Consider the following 20,854-nt stretch of genomic DNA (forward strand, 5'->3'; position numbering starts at 1 on the left):
CTTTTTTTTATATTTTAGATTAATTATGACGCATGACAAAATGACGGTCATCAATCACAATGACCTGCTGACAAATCCCCTCTACCCGGCGCTGCTGTTCAAACACCTCTTTGGACATTGGCTCAAAACTATCAAAGAAGCTGATTTCATTTGCATTAATGTCATAAATTAAAGAATGATTTCCCACACCCTCTAAAGTGTCATAAAACACAATGACAAAAGTGCCCTGCTCTACATAAGCTTGAATATCCGCATAAGCAAGAGGAAACTCGTGCACAGGAAGTTTAAGTTTTTCGGCTTTCTGATAAAAGTCGACTTCTATCGGCTGTTTATCGAGATCGGGTTCTGTATAGAAATTCACATCCAATCCGAGTGTACTTAAAGCCACTGCTAATGCAATACTCGAAGCTCCCATCTCATTATCATGGCAAGTCAATTGCACCAAGTCTGGAATATGTAAATCGATACCATAATGATGAAAGATCATCCAGATTGCAAAAATTCCGCTATTGGCCTCCAGCTTTTGCAAATCCTCAGGAATTTCCACACTCATGTCTTTACTCAATTCAATTTCAGGAAGACAAGTGTAGGCAAAAAATCAATATAAAAAAAGGCGGCTCATATGAGCCGCCTTTTAACATTCAATAATAAATTATTGAGCTGTTTGCTGTTCGCCTTCCACTAGTACAGTACGGCTACCAGTGATTGTCGCGAATACACGACGGTTCATAGCACGACCTTCTTTAGTGTTGTTGTCAGCAATCGGTTGATCCCAAGCGAAACCTTGAGTAGACAAACGAGCTGCATCAACGTTGTATTCGTTTACAAGTGCAGATTTCACAGAGTTAGCACGAGCTAGAGATAAACGTTCGTTCAATGCACGTGGACCAGTGTTGTCAGTGTGACCTTCGATACGTGCAGTTGCGTTTGGATATTCAACCAGTTTCTCAGCAACTTTAGCGATTTCTGGCTTGTACTGGTCTTTGATATTTGACTTGTTAGTATCAAAGAATACGCGAAGTTCCATGTTCAGGTCTTCAGTCAACTCTTGTGGAGCTGGAGCTACTGGAGCTACTGGCTCAACTGGAGCAACTTCTACAACTGGAGCAGCTGGTTTCAGACGGCCACCTAGAACTACGTTAAGACCAGCAAGCGCTGTATAGTTCCAGAATTTTTCGTCAAAGTGGTAAGTACCACGAGCTTCAGTACGTAGTGCCAATGCATCGTTGATGTGCCAGAACGCACCGATACCCGCGTTACCTAGAGTACCTTCTTCTTTAAAACCACGACCTTCACGACCTAACTGATCTTCAGTAGCACCATCGAATTCATATTTGTAGTGACCAGCACCTAAAAGCATGTATGGCTTAACTTTGCTGTCGTAGTTACCAGTGAATACATCAGAAGTTGCATAGAAGTTACCTGCAATGTTCTGACCTTTGTATTCCGCACCAGGTAGATCTGTCATATCGCCTTTTACTTGGCTATATTCAGCTTCAAAACCTAACCATGGAGTTAATTCAACACCAAGTGCAGCACCCACAAATAAATCATCTTCCATTTGACCAGAAGCTGTCAGTTCACCATCATCACCATTGTTGTTGTGCTGGGTGTCTTGGAATGTGTAACCTAACATTAGTGGAGTAACAGTTACGCCTGCGTTTGCAGCAGCAAAAGGAGCTGCTACAAGCATTGCTAAAGCAATACGACTCATTTTCATGGATTTATCCTCCAGAGATAACAATTGTTGTTCAAGCTCAGGCCCTGATATTAGGCCACCCTGAGATAGGCTTTTTTACCCCAGTTTTATTTTTAAGCTATTCACATGGCATCATACAAACACTTTATTATTTTTCCAAGTGCTTGATTAATTTAATCAAGTAAATTATTGACAAAATTACTTACAATTTCCGTTGTAATTCGGTAATTTTTTACTCAATTTCACAGCGCAAATCACCTATTTTAAGTACCAATTTATTTTTTGACAGCTTATTTGAACATTCTGAAATATTCAATACAGCCTAAAAACGCATAATTAATAACATATTTCTTATAAAAAAATATATAATTCAGGTAACTCTATGTATATAAAAATAACAAGAGCATTTACGCTTGTAGAACTGATTATCTGTATTGCGCTGATCGCAATTATGGTGACAATCGCACTACCTTACGCTCATGGCTACTTTTCCAGACAAGAAGCCAAAGCTATTCCGGCTAAATTATTTTCCATAAATCGCTTTGCACGTAGCCAGGCAGCTGTACTGCACCAAAATATAGTGATCTGTCCTAGTCAGGATGCCTTAACTTGTCATCCAACGCAATGGAATAAAAGCTTGATTGTATTTATAGATAGAAACAGGAGCCGTCAAGTAGATCAAGGCGAACATATTTTACATATTGATCAATTAAACCTTAAATACGGTAACTTAAGCTGGCGGGGTACTCTACGTACCCCCAGTATTACTTATCAATCTAATACAGGCTTACCGATTGGATCAAATGGCAGCTTTTATTACTGTTCTACTTATCAAGCCGCTCAGCAACGTATTGTATTGAGCAAAATGGGGCATCTACGGATTGAACATCTGTCTAGCTGCTAAGAAAACCCTACAGTCTATATTTCGTGATGATGAAAGCTTTAATCCTGTTTTTTTTATCCTATACTGCTTGAGTTGGAAAAAAAATTGATTAAAACACATACGGAGATATAACAATGACTGACATCGTAATTGTCAATGGTGCACGTACCGCAATGGGCGGTTTTCAAGGTAGCCTAGCCAGTGTTACTGCACCTGAACTCGGTGCGGTAGCCATTAAGGAAGCCATTGCACGTGCCGGCTTGCAGCCAGGCGATATTGAAGAAGTCATCATGGGTTGTGTACTCCCGGCTGGATTAAAACAGGGACCTGCTCGTCAGGCTATGCGTCAAGCGGGTCTTCCTGATTCAACAGGTGCCGTCACCATTAACAAGCTGTGCGGTTCAGGCATGAAAGCTGTTATGCAGGCAGCCGATATGATTAAAGCCGGCTCTGCTGACATTGTGGTTGCGGGTGGTATGGAATCCATGACCAATGCACCGTATGTCTTGGCCAAAGCTCGTGGCGGCTTCCGTATGGGGCATGGCGAAATTAAAGACCATATGTTCCTGGACGGTCTGGAAGATGCTGAAACAGGTCGCCTGATGGGTTCTTTTGCTCAGGATATGGCCAATACAAAGGGCTATACACGTGAACAGATGGATGACTTTGCAATCCGTTCCTTGAAGCGCGCGCAGAACGCTGTCAATGCAGGCTACTTTAGTGATGAAATCGTACCCGTAACAGTGTCTACCCGTAAAGGCGATGTGGTGGTTGATAAAGATGAACAACCCTTTAATGCCAATATCGATAAAATTCCAACGCTCCGTCCTGCTTTTGCCAAAGACGGTACGATTACTGCAGCCAATGCCAGCTCGATTTCAGATGGTGCATCAGCTCTAGTAATCACCTCGGCTGACAATGCAGCAGCAAAAGATTTAAAGCCTTTAGCCAAAATTGTTGCCTATGCTTCAAATTCTCAGCATCCATCTGAGTTTACCATTGCACCAGTCGGGGCAATTCAAAAAGTACTGGATAAAACCGGATGGACTACTGAAGATGTAGATCTTTGGGAAATTAATGAAGCTTTTGCCATGGTCACTATGTGCCCGATGGATGAGTTCAAGCTAGATCCAGAAAAAGTCAACATCAACGGTGGCGCGTGTGCACTTGGCCATCCGGTTGGTTCTACAGGCTCCCGTATTATCTTGACTTTGATTCATGCGCTAAAACGTACAGGTGGCAAGAAAGGCATTGCTGCACTCTGTATCGGTGGCGGTGAAGCAACTGCGGTGGCGATTGAATTACTTTAACCTCTGCCCTTACCCCATCCCTCTCCCATGGAGAGGGAGTTAAAAATCCTCCAGATTAGGAGGATTTTTTCGCTTACATTTTTAGTAATTTTCCTTATGCAAGATGAGTCAAAGCTGCTTAGATTAAAAGAGCACAACACAAAAGGAGTCCTGTAATACGACTCCATCACTATCCCAGTTTTCAAGCTAATACCGAAGCAGCCTTTCGCTTCTACCATTCCGTGTTTGGCGGTGAGTTTTCAACGCTGATCCGTTATGGAGATATTCCTACTAATGATGAACCTTTCTGATGGCGATAAAAATCTGATTCTGCATATTGCTGTACCTATGAATGAGGATACAGAATTGATGGCATCCGATACGAATGATAAATTTTGCGCGCAAACCAATACCGTGTTCACGCCAGGGAATAGTCACTACATTTCTATTCATCTGTAGGCAAATGAACAGGCTAAGGCCAAAGATGCTTGATGCATTATCGGCAGGGTGAATGAAATGCTGCTGGAAAAAACCTTCTGGGGTGCGCTCTATGGCGCCTTTAGCGATCAGTTTGGAATTCACTGGATGATCAATTGTCAACTTAAAGCTATATAAATAGCTAAATCAAAAAAGCCTCCGTGTGGAGGCTTTTTAAGTCAGTACTGATTAAGCACCTGTTTGATAGCGCGCTTCTGATACTGCAGTGGAGGCCTGATATGGGTTAGTAAAATCACCTAAGCCAGCAGCTGCTTCCTGAATATCCTTACCTTCTTTAATCACGAAAGTATCAAAACCAGAACGCTTCATGTAGTTCAAAACGTCTTTGAACACATCACCGGTGGCACGTAGTTCACCGTGAAAACCCTGACGGCGAAGCAATGCAGCAAATGAATAACCGCGGCCATCATTGAAACCTGCAAACTCAATAAAAATGGCATCAAGTTGGTCAAGCGGAAATTCATGGGTTTCAGGTGAAGCATCAACCGTTAAGTACAATGCTTTTTTACCAGAAACATTGGCAATCTGGTCTAACTGTTCGACAGTCAGCACCACATCACCCTGTGGCAATGCACCATCTTCACCAATGAGCCGATATGTATTGTCGGTAATCGTGCCATCTTTAGAGAGCACAGGTAGTGCGGTATTAAGCATATGCACGCTCCTTGAATGGTTTGATGCCAATACGGCGATACGTATCAATAAACTCCTCGCCTTCTTGACGTAAATCCAGGTAGGTATTCAGAATTTCTTCTACAATATCCGGTACGACGTCGGCAGCGAATGATGGTCCCAAGATGTCACCGATCGAAGCATCGTGGTCTGCATTTCCACCAAGCGTAATCTGGTAGAACTCAGCACCTTTTTTATCGACCCCTAAAATACCGATATTACCCACATGGTGATGACCACAGGCATTCATACAGCCTGAGATATTCAGATCGAGTTTACCCAAGTTATAAATGGTATCTAAATCATCAAAACGACGTGAAATCGCTTCAGAAATCGGAATCGATTTGGCATTCGCCAATGAACAGAAATCGCCACCTGGACAGCAGATGATGTCAGTCAAGAAACCGATATGCGCACGCGCCAAATTATGCTGCTCCAGAGTCTGCCATAACTCGAACAGGTCTTTTTGCGGGACATCTACCAATGCAATATTTTGCTCATGCGTGGTACGCAGCTCACCAAAGGTATACTTGTCTGCAAGATCTGCAATCAGCTGCATTTCTTCAGTCGAAACATCACCCGGCGCAATGCCCGCACGTTTCAGAGAAATCGTGACTATACGATAGCCGCTGACTTTGTGTGCATTGGTATTGATGTTGAACCATTGCTTGAACTTTGGATGTTGTGCAAACAGCTCAGTGAAGTCTTCATCTGCATAGTCTTGATAGCCAAATGGCGTGAAATTCTCATCCATTTTCGCCAAGGTGTCTGCATCAATTTTCAGGGTTTTCACTGTATGTGCAAATTCAGCTTCAACTTTCTCGGCAAATACGTGTGGTGTTAATGCTTTCACCAAAATCTTGATACGCGCTTTGTATTTATTGTCGCGGCGGCCATGCAGATTATACACGCGCAGGACAGCTTCAAGATAGGCTATTAAATCTTCACGTGGCAAGAACTCACGAATAAAGCTGCCAATCACTGGCGTACGGCCCAAGCCACCACCGACTTTGATTTTATAGCCGATTTCACCTGCTGCATTTTTTACGATATAGACTCCAATATCATGGAATGCAGTGGCTGCGCGGTCAATTTCTTCAAGTGCAGATACGGCAATCTTGAATTTACGTGGCAAAAAGGCGAATTCCGGATGGAAAGTTGACCACTGGCGGATCAGTTCACAGGTCGGACGCGGATCAGCAATTTCACCCGCCACCACACCTGCATACTGGTCCGTTGTAGTATTTCGGATACAGTTGCCTGAGGTCTGAATCGCGTGCATCTGTACCGTCGCCAGTTCTGCCAGCATGTCTGGTACATTTTCCAGCGCTGGCCAGTTAAACTGGATATTCTGACGGGTGGTGATATGCGCATAGCCACGGTCATATTCTTGAGCCAGATCAGCCACTTTACGCAGCTGCCTAGAATTCATCAGGCCATACGGTACCGCGATACGCAGCATCGGTGCATAACGTTGGACATAAAGACCATTTTGGAGGCGGAGCGGACGGTATTCTTCTTCCGTCAATTTGCCCGCTAAATAACGTTCCGTCTGGTCACGGAACTGTGCAACACGTTCATTAATCAGTTGCTGATCGAAATCAGTATATAAATACATGGCGTACAGCTAGTAGTTTCTATTATATCGCTGGCAAGGATAGCGAGATTAAAACTATCAATAAAATGCTTTTTATACATATTTCATAGCGATTTTATTGATAAGCCTACCTTAGATTCAATGATATAAAGCTTTAACGTCACTTCTGCTGTTTTTTTAGCTAAATGATTTATTTATGAGATCTTTAGCATTTATTTTCATAAAGGAGTTAACTTGGGTTTAAATTACCAGTTCTGCTTTTCTCCCAGCATCTGACCGATAAAATCATAACGCATGGCTGAGCGCGAAAATTTGATTGGACAAGCCAGCTGGGCTTGGCTTTGTTCAGAATTATTCATTTTCAGAGGTACCTGTACGACCCATCCCCGTTGCTGCGCCAGTTCGGAGCGCAAGGCTTCCTCCAGTTTTAATACCGGCTCGACACATACATCCGCCTGGGCAAACAGCATTTGCCAGTGGGCTAAAGGCTGGGAGCGGATTTTGTCTTGAATGGCCTGCTTGACCTGAGCATGATCTTCAGGAGCAAAAGAGGTTCCTTTTTCCAAAATGATCGGCAGCTCCAGCAACTGTGCCAACCCTTGCATGAACTGCGGTTCCAGACTGCCAATCGACAGATAACGTCCATCCTGCGTCTGATAATAGTCATACAATGTACCGCCATTTAAATAGCCCGATTCGGCCTGCTGATGCTGGTTAGCTGCCAGACTGGCTGAAGCTGCCATATTATTTAAGGTCGCAGCGCAATCGGTCATGGAAATATCAATATATTGCCCCTGGTCACTGCTCTGCCGTTCAATCACGGCGGCCAGAATTGCAACCAGCGCATGCATGGAACCACCCGCAACATCAGCAATCTGGATACCCATTGCCGGTGGTCCACTTTCCATCCGGCCACTATGCCCGGCAATTCCTGATAGAGCCAGATAGTTAATATCATGTCCCGCCCGGTTTTTATAAGAGCCGGTCTGGCCATAACCGGTAATCGAACAATAGATCAGACGAGGATTGAGAGCACTGAGACTTGGATAATCCAGGCCAAGCCGCTGCATCACGCCTGGACGAAATTGTTCAACCACAATGTCATAATCTGCAATTCTCATCCGGATCTGCTCAAGATGCTCCGGATTCTTCAAATCCAGTGCCACAGAATGCTTGTTTCGGTTCAGATAACTATGGGTAGTCGCCTGCCCATGTGCAAAAGGCGGCATCAAACGTACCAGATCAGGCCGGGTCGGTGATTCAATATGCACAACCTCTGCACCTAGATCTGCAAGATATAAAGTGGCAAACGGGCCAGGGAGTAATGTAGAAAAATCGAGGACTTTCAATCCTTTTAGCGCATAGGACATTGGAGTTTTTACTCTACTTATATTGCTTTTTGCCTTATCATAAAACATAAAAACCAGAAAACAATGTCATGTTCAGCCATTTACCTTGATAGTTTCGGCAATTTACCATGTAAGAAGATGGTAATTGCTTTCTTGTAAATTGCCATTGATTTATTATTTTTTGTCATTTAGGTCAAATATTAGTGAACATTAAAGAGACTGAAGGATTAAACATGAGTCGTGATACGATCAGCATCCATTTCGTCAATGCAGCTTTATCTGGTGTTAAACGCCTCGGCATGGATGTCGATACTTTATTGTCTCACGTTGGGATTGAAGCAGAATTGCTGCATCAGCCCAAGGCCCGTATTTCGCCTGAACAATATACCCGTTTTATTAAAATGCTCTGGATGGTGACTCAAGATGAACACGTCGGCTTTGACAAACAGCCACGTCGTTTGGGTACTTTTGCGATCATGTGCCAGCTGATTATCCATGCCAAAACGCTAGGTGATGCACTGGAGCTTTCTTCTCAGTTCTATAAGCTCTTCGGTGATGACTGGTCCGTGACGCTGGAGCGTGACAAACACGAAGCCCGTCTGGTCCCTTTAATTCCCAATTCGATGGATCCGGATCATTTCATTACCGAAAGTATGCTGATGATCTGGCATGGCTTGGCTTCCTGGTTAATTGAGCGTCGCCTGCCACTGGAGCGCGTCCACTTCAGCTATCCACGTCCGGCCCACGCCGATGAGTATGACGCCCTGTTTTTTGCTCCAGTGATGCAGTTCGATATGCCGCGTACTGAAATTACTTTTGCAGCCGACTATCTGGATTTGCCAATTCGCCAGAATGAAGAAACGCTAGAAGAATTCCTGAAAGCCGCTCCAGCACAACTGCTGGTGAAGTTCAAAAACACCAATTCACTGACTTCACGTATCCGTGATGTATTGAAGAGCCAGATTGGCGAAGAAATGCCAACCCTAAACGATGTAGCCTCCATGCTATATCTGTCTCCGCAGACCTTGCGCCGTCGGCTGGCAGCTGAAGGCAAGAGTTATCAGGGGGTAAAAGATGCGCTGCGTCGTGATGCTGCAATTCATCTCTTACTCAACCCGGATCTGACTCTTGAAGATGTCGCGCAGCAGGTCGGCTTTAGTGAAACCAGCACCTTCCACCGTGCTTTCAAGAAATGGACGGGTGTTACGCCAGGTCTGTATCGCCAGTTACATGGTTACCATTAACATCGGTTTAATAAACCTTTATTGTAAAAGCTAATCACCTGCTGGGTGATTAGCCAGCCAAGCCCAAGCTCCAGACTTGGGCTTTTTTTAGATCTATTTTTTCTGTCCATCCCTATTGACCAAACTGCTCAAATGATCTGGTTCGTTCTCGTCATTGCACTTCAAAATTTAATCATTACACTCGAAGTATTAGAATAATTTTAGTAAAGCAAAAAGGATATTGTATGAGCGAGGCCTATATTATTGATGCCATTCGCACACCACGCGGAAAGGGAAAAAAAGACGGCGCATTGCATGAAGTCAAACCGATTAGCCTATTAACCACATTGTTAAATGAACTGCAGCAACGTCATCATCTGGATACTGCGCAGGTCGATGATATTGTTTTGGGCTGCGTGACACCAGTTGGGGATCAGGGTGCGGATATTGCCAAAACTGCTGCGATTGCGGCAGGCTGGGACAATGACGTGGCCGGTGTACAGATCAACCGTTTTTGTGCCTCGGGGCTGGAGGCTGTCAATCTGGCCGCACAGAAAGTCCGTTCTGGCTGGGAAGATCTGGTCGTTGCAGGTGGCGTTGAGTCTATGTCTCGTGTAGCGATGGGTTCAGATGGTGGGCCTTGGGCCTTGGACCCGGAAACCAATATGGCCTGTGATTTTATTCCGCAAGGGATCGGCGCTGATCTGATTGCCAGTATGGATGGCTATAGCCGTGCGGATGTGGATCAGTTTGCTGAGCAATCCCAGAAAAAGGCAGCAGCTGCACAGGCGCAGGGTTATTTCAATAAATCTATTATTCCTGTCAAAGATAAAGCCGGTGTCGTGATTCTGGAGCAAGACGAGTTTATTAAACCCAATACCACAGCAGAGGCGTTGAGCACACTCAACCCTAGTTTTGCCATGATGGGACAGATGGGCTTTGATGCCATCGCCCTACAAAAATATCCGGAAGTAGGCAGTATCCAGCATGTGCATCATGCCGGCAACTCTTCCGGAATTGTAGATGGTGCCGCTGTGGTGCTAGTGGCTTCTGAACAGGCCGTTCAACAGCAAAATCTTAAACCCCGTGCCAAAATACTGGCAACTGCACTGGTGGGGGCTGATCCGACCATTATGCTAACTGGCCCTGCTCCGGCTGCGCGCAAAGCATTGGCCAAAGCCGGACTGACAGTGGATGACATTGACCTGTTTGAAGTCAATGAAGCTTTTGCTGCCGTTGTGCTGCGTTTTATCCATGAAATGAAGGTTGATCCTGCCAAAGTCAATGTGAATGGAGGTGCAATTGCTATGGGACATCCCCTAGGGGCGACTGGTGCAATGATTCTGGGCACTTTGTTGGATGAACTGGAGCGTCAGGGCAAAAAACGTGGTCTGGCCACCTTATGTGTTGGCGGCGGCATGGGCATCGCCACCATTATTGAACTGGTTTAATTTAAATACCCGAAGGCATTTAAGGCCCGTTAACGTCATAGGCACGCTACCGATCATCATATGAGTCCTGTGTCTGCGGGCTAGTCAGCTAAATGACACAATTAAACAGGTGGTGTGTATGACCAGGGCTTCACCTACTTTTGCCAAATGAGAAATGCATTTTGTATTAGTAGACTGAACTTTAGGGTTAAACCCAGAATTCAGATGAATTTGGATCGCCTCCACAGTCATGGAAGTTTCTAAACTTGAGTAAGGACAATAATTCTAAATTCATCAATTATTATTTGGATAAAAATGTATGAGCGCAATTCAATATCAAAAAACTGCAGATAATATTGTCATTTTAACCCTTGATTCTCCGAATCAGTCTGCCAATACCATGAATGCCGACTTTCGTCAGGCACTGGATGAAACCGTTGCCCAGCTCCAGACAGATGAGCATATTAGCGGGATTATTTTTCGATCTGCCAAAAAAACTTTTTTTGCTGGCGGTGACCTGGATGAACTCATTCAGGCCAGTCTTGAACAGGCTACTGATTTTTTCCATATGATTGAAGGGATGAAAGCCAAACTGCGTTATATCGAAACGCGCGGCATTCCTGTGGTCGCTGCCTTGAATGGCACAGCCTTAGGTGGGGGCTGGGAGCTGGCGCTGTGCTGCCATCGCCGGATTGCACTCAATGATCCTAAGAGCAAGTTTGGCTTGCCTGAAGTGACACTGGGATTACTGCCGGGTGGCGGCGGGATTGTACGCATGGTTCGTCTGCTGGGCCTGCAAAGTGCACTTCCCCTGCTAATGGAAGGTAAACAGTTGAGTGTCGAGAAGGCAAAAACTTTGGGCCTGATCCATGAGACGGCGGACTCGGCAGAAGAATTGCTGGAAAAATCTGTGGCCTGGATCAAGGCTCACCCGCAATCTCAACAACCCTTTGATGTAAAAGGATACAAGATCCCGGGTGGCACGCCGACCTCTCCGGCTGTGGCACAAATGCTGGCCATCGCACCAGCCATGCTACGCGACAAAACCAAGGGCTGTTATCCGGCACCTGAGGCCATTCTCTCTGCTGCTGTTGAAGGGGCACAGGTCGATGTCGATACGGCACTTAGAATTGAGTCACGTTATTTTACCTTTCTTGCCACCGGTCAGGTGGCCAAGAATATGATTGGCACTTTCTGGCATGGCATGAATGCCATCAAGTCTGGTGCCAGTCGTCCAAAAGACTGGGCACCCTGGAAGGCAAACAAGGTGGGTATTCTGGGGGCAGGCATGATGGGCGCCGGAATTAGCTATGCCACCGCCAGCAAAGGCATTCAGGTGGTACTCAAAGATGTATCGCTTGAAGCCGCTGAACAAGGCAAAGCCTACAGTCAGAAACTACTAGATAAAAAAGTATCCCAAGGCCGATTAACTGCGGACAAACGTGAGCAGATTTTAGCTTTGATTCAGGCCACGGCAAGTTCTGAAGATTTGGCGGGTTGTGATCTCATCATTGAAGCTGTTTTTGAAAATCAGGAACTCAAAACTCGTGTGATTCAGGAAGCTGAAGCCTTTTTAGCTGAAAATGGTGTGATGGCATCTAATACCTCGACTTTGCCAATTAGTGACCTGGCTCAGGCATCGCAAAATCAGGCGAATTTTATCGGTCTGCATTTTTTTAGTCCGGTGGATAAAATGCAGCTAGTAGAAATTATTAAAGGACACAACACCTCACCTGAAACTTTGGCCAAAGCTTTTGACTTTGTGCAGCAGATTGGCAAATTACCGATTGTGGTGAATGATAGCCGTGGCTTCTTTACCAGCCGTGTCTTTGGCACCTTCGTTCAGGAAGGTTTACGTCTGCTGGCAGAAGGGGTTCATCCCGCGCGTATTGAAATGGCGGCACTCAAAGCCGGTATGCCTGTCGGACCGCTAGCAATTCAGGATGAAGTTTCTCTGACGCTTTCAGAGCATGTAGCCACAGAAACCTATAAGGCACTGGCGGCTCAAGGTAAGGAGCGACCAAGCTCGGCAGCGGATGAAGTGATTCATCGGATGATTCATGAATTTAACCGCAAAGGTAAAGCTGCCGGTGCCGGTTTCTATGACTATCCTGAAGGCGGTAAAAAGCAGCTTTGGTCGGGCCTCAGTCACTGGCAAAAAGATACTCAGATCACCGAACAGGAAATGGTTGACCGTTTTCTGTTTGTGCAAGCGCTGGATACCGTGCGCTGTCTGGAAGAAGGTGTGCTTGAATCGGTGGTGGATGCCAATATCGGTTCGATCTTTGGTATTGGCTTTGCAGCCTGGACAGGAGGCGCTGTACAGTTCCTGAACCAATATGGACTAGATAAGGCCATTGCTCGTGCTGAAGTGCTGGAGCAGCAATATGGTGAACGCTTTAAAGTGCCGCAGTTATTAAAGCAACATGCCAGTCAGGCAAAAGCATTTGCATAGGCAGCCAGTAAAAGAGAAGTTTTGAACTTCTCTTTTTTTGACAGGTTAAAATCATACAAGTCAGCTGAAATCATCTCTTTCACAGAGATTTTGATTCGTTTTTATTCAATTTATGTTATAAAGTTACACAAGTTAAACATCCACTACAGGGACTTGCACATGACTGATCACAGTTCACCTGAAAAATCACCTTGGGGCTGGAAAGCATTAATTATTTTCTGCATCTTGAGTGGATTCTTCATGCTCTTTTTCTGGCTTGCAGTCAGTAATGAACCAGATTACATGCCAAGCCAGCAAAACAAGCAGAATACCCAGCAACATGCTTTTAAGAATGCACCGGTGATGTCGCAAGAAGCTCTGGCCAAAGCTCAGGCAGACCGTGAAGCGCGCCAGGCAGCTGGAGCCAACGTCCTGCAGGACCCATCAGTGCAAGAAAATGTTCAGCAGGAACATGACGCAGGGCATGGGCAGTAAAATCAAGATATTCAAAAAAAAGCAAGGTTCTTCCTTGCTTTTTTATTTGAGTTTTAATCACTTAGTTTTAAATACATATCGATATGCGGAATTCCACAATCCAGATATTCTTCCCCTTGTACGACAAAACCTAAGCCTTGATAAAATCCCAGCGCATGTACCTGGGAAGAAAGTTTGACATATTCACGCTGTTCAGCTCTGGCCTGAGCAATTATGGCTTGCATGATCTGTTGCCCGATGCCTAATCCACGTGCGGACTGCATGACGGCCACCCGACCAATACTATGATTTGCCAGTAAACGTGCCGTTGCAACGGGCTGTTCCTGTAAATAAGCAATAAAATGCACCGCTAGTGGATCTTCTGCATCCCATTCATCTTCCGGGGCAATGTGCTGCTCCTGAATAAACACAGTTTCACGAATTGCCTTGGCATCGGGGGCTAAATCGTCCCAGACACCAGAGACAATACGAAGCTTATGATTGTCTAGCATTTCGAGCCAATCCCCTGCTGATCCCACTGATCATTCAATAATAATTCCAGTGAATGTTTCTGAATACCGTACATCTCTTTTAAGGCCTGTATTTGAGCCAGCACAGCCTGATCCGGTTGCGTATAATCTTTGCGTTTGGTAGCCAGAATCATTTTATTTTTACTGGTATGTTCCAGCGCCACAAATTCAAAGACTTTGGTCTCATAACCATAGGCTTTTAGCAAAAGCGCACGAATGGTATCCGTCAACATTTCCGCCTGCTGTCCGGCATGAATCCCGAATTGCAGCATTGGGCTCAAGACCTGCGGCGCCTGCAACTGGGGTCTTAATTCTTTATGACAGCAAGGTGCACACATAATGATCTGGGCATTCAGGCGAATGCCACTATGAATAGCAAAATCCGTGGCCACATCACAAGCATGCAGCGCAATCATGACATCCAGATGTTCTGGTGCATACGTTCTCACATCGCCCTGAAAGAAATCCAGCTGATTAAAACCAGACTGCTGCGCGACACTTTGGCAGAACTCGACCATTTTCGGATTAAGTTCTACTCCAGTCATGTACGGTGTCTGGCCATATTTTTGCATATAGGCATATAACGCACAGGTTAAATAGCCTTTGCCAGAACCAAAGTCCACCACCCTCAAGCCATGCTCGGACACCTTGATTTGCGCCAATGCACCGGAAAAAATTTCGACAAATTTATTAATCTGTTTCCATTTGCGCGCCATACTTGGAATGATCTGTTCATTCTGATCAGTAATCCCCAAATACTGCAAAAATGGGCTGTCCTGATCGACATAGCGCTGCTTAATCCGGTCATGGCCTTGCCCCTGGTTGACTTTTGCAGGGCCTGACTGGGTTTTGCTGCGGGTCAGCATGGCTTTTTTCTTGTTTTTTTTCAGCTGTAACTCTTCCTGATCGGTTAATAAATTCGCCTGCTTGCAACTGGCCAGCGCATCTGTTACCTGAGCCAAGGCATCAGTCAAAGGATAGTTTTTGGTGATATCCTGAGTTTGGTAGCGATACAGGCAGCTCAACACCTTCTGCTCATTCAGTGCAATCACCCTGAACGTCATTTTCTCTAATTGTTCCAGCTCGCCTTTATACTGGCTCAGAATCAGACGATCAAAATGATCAGTTTCAACAGCTTGCTGGAAAGCCTCCAGAAATTGCTGTTCCTGAACCGAAAGAGAAGTCGATGTCGACATAAGACAAACCTGATATAAATTACTGTTCAAGTTTAATTCTTCTTAACCTAAAAGCAAAATTGAATTACTATACAAATGTATATTTAAATTGGAATGATGACCATGCAAAAAGCGCCCCTCATTTCAGAAGACTATGATCAGGCTGAAGAAAGGATTAATTATATCAGTCACGGCCTGGGTGCACTGCTGGCTATGATTGCTGGTATTCTTTTGATTGTTAAAGGGTCTTATTTAAGTACAGGCCCCTGGATCGGACTATGGGTCTATGCACTCAGTATGGTGTTATTATTTTCCGCTTCCATGCTCTACCATATGTCGACCTCGGCAGACCGTCGTTATTTTTATAAAAAAGTCGACCATACAGCAATTTATTATCTGATAGCCGGTACCTACACCCCCTTTCTGTCGATTGCCATTCCCACGGCCAAAGCCCAATATTTATTGATTGCCTTATGGATCATTGCTGCACTCGGTACACTGTTCAAGTTTATTTTCATTCATCGTTTCCAGAAGCTTTCTCTGATCGCCTACTTGCTCATGGGCTGGCTGGCCATTCTGGTTATTGATGATATGCAGCAGTATCTGAGTGCTCAATCTTTAACCCTCCTGATCATTGGGGGATTGGCTTATACCGTAGGTGCATTGTTTTATGCTCTAAAAAGGGTAAGATATGCTCACGCTATCTGGCATATTTTTGTATTGATAGGGGCAGGATCACACTTTCTGTCTATCTATCTGTACGTGATTTAATCTTCTTCTTTCTCCATTTCAGTGACCCTGAGCGAGCAGAAACGAGAAGATTGCAGTTGTTTTTTTAAAAAATTACGCCTTTTTTAAAAAGATTACGCTTTTAAAACTAATTTTTTATTTTTAGTAAGTGTAAGGTTATTCATGGCGTCTCCAGAAACTATCGCTGCCATAGAAACGACAGCGACCAATTCAAAATTTCGTGTTTTAACGGCAAGCTTGGTGGGCACCACAATCGAGTTCTTCGATTTTTATATTTATGCCACAGCTGCTGTTATTATTTTCCCCTATCTGTTTTTCCCGGCCAGTACAGATCCAATGACTGCCACGATTCAATCGCTGGCGACCTTTGCAATTGCCTTTATTGCCCGCCCGATTGGGGCAGCACTTTTTGGCCATCTGGGTGACCGGATTGGACGTAAGGCCACCCTGGTTGCAGCACTGCTGACCATGGGGATCTCTACCGTTGCCATCGGTTTACTCCCGACCTATGCCCAAATCGGAATTGCCGCGCCTCTGCTTCTGGCACTCTGCCGTTTGGGACAAGGCTTAGGTCTTGGTGGTGAATGGTCTGGGGCGGTTCTTCTTGCGACCGAAAACGCACCCGAAGGCAAACGTGCCTGGTATGGCATGTTCCCGCAGCTTGGCGCACCGATTGGCTTCATTCTGGCAACCGGCTCATTCCTGACGCTGGGCGCATTTATGAGCGAACAGGCCTTTATGACCTGGGGCTGGCGTATTCCCTTTATTTCTAGCGCCCTGCTGGTCATTATCGGTTTATGGATTCGTTTAAAACTGCATGAAACTCCGGCCTTCCAGAAAGTGCTGGATAAACAAAAAGAAGTCAACATTCCTTTCTTTCAGGTATTTAAGAATCATTCGAAAATGCTGGTGCTCGGCACAATTGCCGCGATCTGTACCTTTGTGGTGTTCTATTTGACCACAGTATTTGCACTGCAATGGGGCACCAAACAATTGGGTTATTCGCGTGAAGAATTCCTGAAATTACAGCTGGTGGCGACGCTATGTTTTGCAGCTTTTATTCCTTTATCTGCAGTATTGGCAGAGAAATTTGGCCGTAAAGCCACCTCAATTGGCGTATGTGTGACTTCTGCTATTTTCGGGATTTTCTTTGCCGACATGTTGGAATCTGGTAATACGCTGATTGTTTTCCTGTTCCTGTGTATTGGTCTGGCGATTATGGGGCTGACCTATGGGCCAATTGGTACGGTACTGTCAGAAATTTTCCCAACCTCGGTACGTTATACCGGTTCTGCGCTCACCTTTAACCTAGCCGGGATTTTCGGTGCCTCTTTTGCTCCCCTCATTGCGACCAAACTGGCGACTGAATATGGTCTGTCCGCAGTAGGCTATTACCTGACTGCAGCCTCCCTCCTGTCTTTGGTGGCCTTCCTGCTGATTCGTGAAACCAAAAACGACGATGTCAACAATCAGATTTAATGGCTGCTCAAGCTTAAATCCTGATAAAAGCCAGCATAAAGATGCTGGCTTTTTTTATGATTTCACAACAAAAAACGGCTGTTTCTCTCGGCCTACTTCAGGAACAATCAAATGACTAGAATCTCAATATGAGGCAGACAGATGCAGGAGCTTATTGAACAAATTTCTCAGCAGCAGCTGGTCGAAATTATTATTCTGCTGGAAGATGATAAAAAGCTGGAAGCGATTCGTTATATTCGGTCCCACACCCCTTTAGATGAAATACAGGCTCGGCAGCTGATTGATGAGATTGTACGTGAGCATGATCTGGCCCTGCAACGTGATCCGAATGACACAATTGGCCCACGCTTTACTGAAGATGAAGATATGCAGCTGCTGACTCCGCTACTAGAATTACCGAAGCATCCTCAGCTGAGTATTTCCAAAGAGCAGGAAGTGGCCGCACAGCGTGTCCCGGAGACGACTCCTACCCAGCAGATTAAAAAGAAAATCTGGATGACGGCGACAGCCATCGTACTGCTAATTATTCTGGTCTGGATTATCTTTTAAAAACCACGCCAATCCAGCTCTATTTAAATAAGCTAGATCAATTCAATAATATCAATCGTTGGGGGCACTCGGAAACGAAACGGCACCCCGACCATACCTGTTCCCACCGTCACAAATACATCGGCATGTTCATGACGGTACAGGCCTTTCTTATGTCCGAGAATGGAGACTTTCTTCATCACATAGTCGGTCAGCCAGGGCAGTTCCACCTGCCCGCCATGTGTGTGTCCAGACAACATCAAGGGCCGGATGGGCAATTTCGGAATCATGTCCACCGTATCCGGATTATGCGACAGGATCACCCATGGCTTGTCTTGGGGTAAGTCTGGCATTGAACGCATATCGGTTTTGCCCGCCCACAGATCACCCACTCCGATCAGACGAAACTCGTCAAATTCAACCATCTTTCCTTCAATATCCATGACCTGATTGACTTCCAGCGCATAGCGCAACAACGCCTGAATCGGAGGACCTGGATACTGCTCATCATGATTGCCATTCACCGAATATACCGGCGCATGAATTTCCTTTAAAATTGCCAGTTCTTCTGCCAGCTTATTTTCAGGTTCGTAGGTCCAGTCTCCCGCTACCACCACCAAATCTGGCTGTAGGTGATTCAGCTTGTGTACAATCTGTCTTAACTGACGCTCATGGCCTGAAAATAGACCGATATGCAAATCGGCAATCAGGGCAATTCGCACAGGCTGTTTCAGCGGCTTGTCTGGATTAATCTGATAGCGCATGGTTTTCACGCGAATGATATGCGGCTCGATAAAACGCGCATAACTCAGCACGCTGGTAATCAGGAAAATAAAAATCGCTTCATGTGGCGAGTAATAGCCCGTCCAGCCAGCATAGATACTAAAGAACACCAGAGGAATCAGCAGATAGGCCAGATAAAAAGCCAGCAGATGGGCAAACGCTTTAAAAGGATGTATAGTTTCCGTACGCGACTGGCTGGACCATGCCTGATACACTGCCCAGAAGGCGAGAAGCGCCATCCCTATATAAAAATAAAAAAATACGGAACTGCTATCCCACATACAATCGCCTTATCAAGTTCACCAGTATATGACTGGCTTTATATTTATCTTTTCATAGCTGGCCATTATACTCAATTCAAATTTTTCAAACTTTAATGTCTATGACCTCTGCTTTCCGCACTCAAGCCACATCTACTGCTTTTACTGCCCGTCGCCGCTTGAGTACTGGAATGTTGCTCAGTGCAACACTGGTGCTCGGCTTGCCCGCATGCAGCACTTTGCCCAAACAGACTGAGCAGCCAAGTCAGATGGCCTTTGAGACAGATACCAGCCAAACCAGTCTGGCACAGATCATCACCCCCCTACGCGACAAGAACCTGGGCCTGACCGGTTACCACCTACTGTATGACCCCCTGGAAGCCTTGGCTGCACGGATGCAGCTGATTCACAAAGCAGAGCGTAGTCTGGATTTGCAATATTATATCTGGGATAACGACCGGATCGGTGCCCTGGCCTTGCATGGCCTGATTCAGGCTGCAGATCGCGGCGTTCAGGTGCGTCTGCTGATTGATGACAATAATGCCAAGAAAATGGAAGGTATTTATCTGGCGCTGGATCAGCACCAGAATATTGATGTGAAGTTGTATAACCCTTACCGCTTCCGTAAATACCGGGCCATGGATATGGTGCTGGACTTAAAACGCATCAACCGCCGCATGCACAATAAAAGCTTTATTGCCGACAACCAGATTGCGCTGATTGGCGGTCGTAACATGAGTAATCAATATTATAATGTAAGTGATAGCTATCAATTTTCTGATGTAGACGTGATGCTGGTCGGAGCAGCTTCAGATGAAATCATTCATTCCTTTGATGAATACTGGAATGATGAATATGCCTATCCGGTTCGTCAGATCGTTAAGCCCGGACATCACACCTTGCGTTTCCCCAGTCTGAAACAGCAGCTGGAAGCCCATGGTCAGGATATCTATACCCAAAACTACCTGAATCTGGCCAATCGCTCCCAGGCCTTTGATAAATGGCTGGAACATAACATCCAGCTGGACTGGGTAGAAGCAGAAGTAGTCAAAGATTCTCCAGCCAAAATCAAAGCAGAAGCAGAGACTGAGGATCATCTGAACTTTCAGTTATTACAACGTCTGGAAAAACCTGAACACAGTGTGGATATTGTCTCCGCTTATTTTGTGCCTGAAAAACTGGGGGCAGAACGATTAAAAAAACTGGCGGCCAATGATATTAAAGTCCGTGTTTTAACCAATTCTTATAAAGCCAATGACGTCTCGATAGTGCATGCCTTCTATGCCAAATACCGTCAGGACCTGCTGGAAAATGATGTACAGCTGTATGAATTTCTGGCTGCACCCGATGCAGATCACCTGAATGCCAATACTGAAGAACTCGCCAAGAAAGCCAAAGTCAGTCTCAAGGGCCTAAGCCGTTCCAGTCTACATGCCAAAATGATGGCCTTGGACCAGAAGCAGGTCTTTATTGGTTCCTTTAATTTTGACCCGCGTTCTGCCTATTTAAATACTGAAATCGGAGTTGTGTTAAACAGCCCTGCTCTGGCCCGTGCGGTACATAGCACCATGGACCAGAATTTAAGTAAATATGCGTATAAGCTGGTACTGGATGCCAATCAGAAGATTAACTGGAAAATCAGCAAGGCAAATGGAGAGACCAAAACTTTTACCAAAGAACCCGGGATGAAATGGTATCAGCGGGCGTCCTTAAAATTCCTGTCCTGGCTACCGATCGAAGGCTTTATGTAAACGATATGGAGCTCAAAAACTGCTGAATCAATATGGCAAGTCGCTACCCC

18 protein-coding genes and 1 pseudogene are annotated in these 20,854 nt (G+C 45.3%); 11 read left to right on the plus strand and 8 right to left on the minus strand.

Annotation, left to right across the window (positions count from 1 at the left end):
* Nucleotides 1-19: 19 nt before the first annotated feature.
* Complete coding sequence (locus E2K74_RS12445; RefSeq protein ID WP_151204513.1) at nt 20-553, minus strand: peptidase C39; 534 nt, start codon at nt 551-553, stop codon at nt 20-22.
* 99 nt (nt 554-652) lie between these two features.
* Nucleotides 653-1,720: an outer membrane protein Omp38 gene (omp38, locus tag E2K74_RS12450; RefSeq protein WP_151207964.1), complete on the minus strand. Its 1,068-nt coding sequence runs from the start codon at nt 1,718-1,720 to the stop codon at nt 653-655.
* Nucleotides 1,721-2,081: 361 nt separating this feature from the next.
* On the opposite strand from omp38, the gene E2K74_RS12455 reads away from it, so the two are divergent.
* The 3 genes and pseudogenes from E2K74_RS12455 (at nt 2,082) to E2K74_RS12465 (ending at nt 4,486) form a co-directional block, all read left to right on the plus strand.
* On the plus strand, nt 2,082-2,603 hold the full coding sequence (locus E2K74_RS12455; RefSeq protein WP_151207966.1) for a GspH/FimT family protein: 522 nt from the start codon (nt 2,082-2,084) through the stop codon (nt 2,601-2,603).
* A gap of 113 nt (nt 2,604-2,716) precedes the next feature.
* Nucleotides 2,717-3,892, plus strand: coding sequence for a thiolase family protein (locus E2K74_RS12460; RefSeq protein WP_151207968.1), 1,176 nt, complete (start codon nt 2,717-2,719; stop codon nt 3,890-3,892).
* A gap of 155 nt (nt 3,893-4,047) precedes the next feature.
* A pseudogene (locus E2K74_RS12465) lies at nt 4,048-4,486 on the plus strand (VOC family protein).
* A 51-nt stretch (nt 4,487-4,537) separates the two neighbouring features.
* Here E2K74_RS12465 and E2K74_RS12470 read toward each other — a convergent pair.
* From E2K74_RS12470 to E2K74_RS12480, 3 genes are all read right to left on the minus strand, one after another.
* On the minus strand, nt 4,538-5,023 hold the full coding sequence (locus E2K74_RS12470; protein WP_151207970.1) for a DUF934 domain-containing protein: 486 nt from the start codon (nt 5,021-5,023) through the stop codon (nt 4,538-4,540).
* The gene (locus E2K74_RS12475) at nt 5,016-6,659 is read right to left on the minus strand and encodes a nitrite/sulfite reductase (RefSeq protein WP_151207972.1); all 1,644 of its coding nucleotides are present in this window, start codon (nt 6,657-6,659) and stop codon (nt 5,016-5,018) included. Before E2K74_RS12475 ends, E2K74_RS12470 begins: the two co-directional genes overlap by 8 nt.
* Nucleotides 6,660-6,883: 224 nt before the next feature.
* Nucleotides 6,884-8,008 (minus strand): CaiB/BaiF CoA transferase family protein, encoded by a 1,125-nt coding sequence (locus E2K74_RS12480; RefSeq protein WP_151207974.1) that lies wholly within the window; start codon nt 8,006-8,008, stop codon nt 6,884-6,886.
* 212 nt (nt 8,009-8,220) lie between these two features.
* Here E2K74_RS12480 and E2K74_RS12485 point away from each other — a divergent pair, with 212 nt between their 5' ends.
* From E2K74_RS12485 to E2K74_RS12500, 4 genes are all read left to right on the plus strand, one after another.
* Nucleotides 8,221-9,231, plus strand: a complete 1,011-nt coding sequence (locus tag E2K74_RS12485; protein ID WP_151207976.1) for an AraC family transcriptional regulator — start codon at nt 8,221-8,223, stop codon at nt 9,229-9,231.
* A gap of 224 nt (nt 9,232-9,455) precedes the next feature.
* Complete coding sequence (locus tag E2K74_RS12490) at nt 9,456-10,661, plus strand: acetyl-CoA C-acetyltransferase (protein ID WP_151207978.1); 1,206 nt, start codon at nt 9,456-9,458, stop codon at nt 10,659-10,661.
* Between the two features lie 298 nt (nt 10,662-10,959).
* On the plus strand, nt 10,960-13,095 hold the full coding sequence (locus E2K74_RS12495; protein WP_151207980.1) for a 3-hydroxyacyl-CoA dehydrogenase NAD-binding domain-containing protein: 2,136 nt from the start codon (nt 10,960-10,962) through the stop codon (nt 13,093-13,095).
* A 159-nt stretch (nt 13,096-13,254) separates the two neighbouring features.
* The gene (locus tag E2K74_RS12500; RefSeq protein ID WP_227548036.1) at nt 13,255-13,569 is read left to right on the plus strand and encodes a hypothetical protein; all 315 of its coding nucleotides are present in this window, start codon (nt 13,255-13,257) and stop codon (nt 13,567-13,569) included.
* 53 nt (nt 13,570-13,622) lie between these two features.
* Here the strand turns inward: E2K74_RS12500 and E2K74_RS12505 are convergent, their stop codons facing one another.
* The gene (locus E2K74_RS12505) at nt 13,623-14,060 is read right to left on the minus strand and encodes a GNAT family N-acetyltransferase (protein ID WP_151207982.1); all 438 of its coding nucleotides are present in this window, start codon (nt 14,058-14,060) and stop codon (nt 13,623-13,625) included.
* A complete protein-coding gene (locus E2K74_RS12510) occupies nt 14,054-15,274 on the minus strand; it encodes a class I SAM-dependent methyltransferase (RefSeq protein ID WP_151207984.1) in 1,221 nt (406 codons plus the stop codon). The genes E2K74_RS12505 and E2K74_RS12510 overlap by 7 nt, the downstream gene beginning before the upstream one ends.
* A 102-nt stretch (nt 15,275-15,376) precedes the next feature.
* Between E2K74_RS12510 and trhA the strand changes: the two genes are divergently transcribed.
* From trhA to E2K74_RS12525, 3 genes are all read left to right on the plus strand, one after another.
* On the plus strand, nt 15,377-16,024 hold the full coding sequence (gene trhA, locus E2K74_RS12515) for a PAQR family membrane homeostasis protein TrhA (protein ID WP_151207986.1): 648 nt from the start codon (nt 15,377-15,379) through the stop codon (nt 16,022-16,024).
* A 141-nt stretch (nt 16,025-16,165) separates the two neighbouring features.
* Nucleotides 16,166-17,482, plus strand: a complete 1,317-nt coding sequence (locus E2K74_RS12520) for an MFS transporter (protein WP_151207988.1) — start codon at nt 16,166-16,168, stop codon at nt 17,480-17,482.
* 141 nt (nt 17,483-17,623) lie between these two features.
* The gene (locus tag E2K74_RS12525) at nt 17,624-18,031 is read left to right on the plus strand and encodes a hypothetical protein (protein ID WP_151207990.1); all 408 of its coding nucleotides are present in this window, start codon (nt 17,624-17,626) and stop codon (nt 18,029-18,031) included.
* Nucleotides 18,032-18,063: 32 nt separating this feature from the next.
* Here the strand turns inward: E2K74_RS12525 and E2K74_RS12530 are convergent, their stop codons facing one another.
* Nucleotides 18,064-19,074 (minus strand): metallophosphoesterase, encoded by a 1,011-nt coding sequence (locus E2K74_RS12530; RefSeq protein ID WP_151207992.1) that lies wholly within the window; start codon nt 19,072-19,074, stop codon nt 18,064-18,066.
* A gap of 95 nt (nt 19,075-19,169) precedes the next feature.
* Here E2K74_RS12530 and E2K74_RS12535 point away from each other — a divergent pair, with 95 nt between their 5' ends.
* Nucleotides 19,170-20,804, plus strand: coding sequence for a phospholipase D family protein (locus tag E2K74_RS12535; RefSeq protein WP_413773046.1), 1,635 nt, complete (start codon nt 19,170-19,172; stop codon nt 20,802-20,804).
* Nucleotides 20,805-20,854 lie beyond the last annotated feature (50 nt).

It is taken from the genome of Acinetobacter sp. RF15B (assembly GCF_007558235.1).
Classification (GTDB): Bacteria; Pseudomonadota; Gammaproteobacteria; order Pseudomonadales; family Moraxellaceae; genus Acinetobacter; species Acinetobacter lwoffii_C.

Bases quoted from the DNA above. Each gene is read 5' to 3' on its own strand.
- E2K74_RS12445 (WP_151204513.1), bottom strand. From the start codon at position 553: ATGAGTGTGGAAATTCCTGAGGATTTGCAAAAGCTGGAGGCCAATAGC.
- omp38 (WP_151207964.1), bottom strand. From the start codon at position 1,720: ATGAAAATGAGTCGTATTGCTTTAGCAATGCTTGTAGCAGCTCCTTTT.
- E2K74_RS12455 (WP_151207966.1), top strand. From the start codon at position 2,082: ATGTATATAAAAATAACAAGAGCATTTACGCTTGTAGAACTGATTATC.
- E2K74_RS12460 (WP_151207968.1), top strand. From the start codon at position 2,717: ATGACTGACATCGTAATTGTCAATGGTGCACGTACCGCAATGGGCGGT.
- E2K74_RS12470 (WP_151207970.1), bottom strand. From the start codon at position 5,023: ATGCTTAATACCGCACTACCTGTGCTCTCTAAAGATGGCACGATTACC.
- E2K74_RS12475 (WP_151207972.1), bottom strand. From the start codon at position 6,659: ATGTATTTATATACTGATTTCGATCAGCAACTGATTAATGAACGTGTT.
- E2K74_RS12480 (WP_151207974.1), bottom strand. From the start codon at position 8,008: ATGTCCTATGCGCTAAAAGGATTGAAAGTCCTCGATTTTTCTACATTA.
- E2K74_RS12485 (WP_151207976.1), top strand. From the start codon at position 8,221: ATGAGTCGTGATACGATCAGCATCCATTTCGTCAATGCAGCTTTATCT.
- E2K74_RS12490 (WP_151207978.1), top strand. From the start codon at position 9,456: ATGAGCGAGGCCTATATTATTGATGCCATTCGCACACCACGCGGAAAG.
- E2K74_RS12495 (WP_151207980.1), top strand. From the start codon at position 10,960: ATGAGCGCAATTCAATATCAAAAAACTGCAGATAATATTGTCATTTTA.
- E2K74_RS12500 (WP_227548036.1), top strand. From the start codon at position 13,255: ATGACTGATCACAGTTCACCTGAAAAATCACCTTGGGGCTGGAAAGCA.
- E2K74_RS12505 (WP_151207982.1), bottom strand. From the start codon at position 14,060: ATGCTAGACAATCATAAGCTTCGTATTGTCTCTGGTGTCTGGGACGAT.
- E2K74_RS12510 (WP_151207984.1), bottom strand. From the start codon at position 15,274: ATGTCGACATCGACTTCTCTTTCGGTTCAGGAACAGCAATTTCTGGAG.
- trhA (WP_151207986.1), top strand. From the start codon at position 15,377: ATGCAAAAAGCGCCCCTCATTTCAGAAGACTATGATCAGGCTGAAGAA.
- E2K74_RS12520 (WP_151207988.1), top strand. From the start codon at position 16,166: ATGGCGTCTCCAGAAACTATCGCTGCCATAGAAACGACAGCGACCAAT.
- E2K74_RS12525 (WP_151207990.1), top strand. From the start codon at position 17,624: ATGCAGGAGCTTATTGAACAAATTTCTCAGCAGCAGCTGGTCGAAATT.
- E2K74_RS12530 (WP_151207992.1), bottom strand. From the start codon at position 19,074: ATGTGGGATAGCAGTTCCGTATTTTTTTATTTTTATATAGGGATGGCG.
- E2K74_RS12535 (WP_413773046.1), top strand. From the start codon at position 19,170: ATGTCTATGACCTCTGCTTTCCGCACTCAAGCCACATCTACTGCTTTT.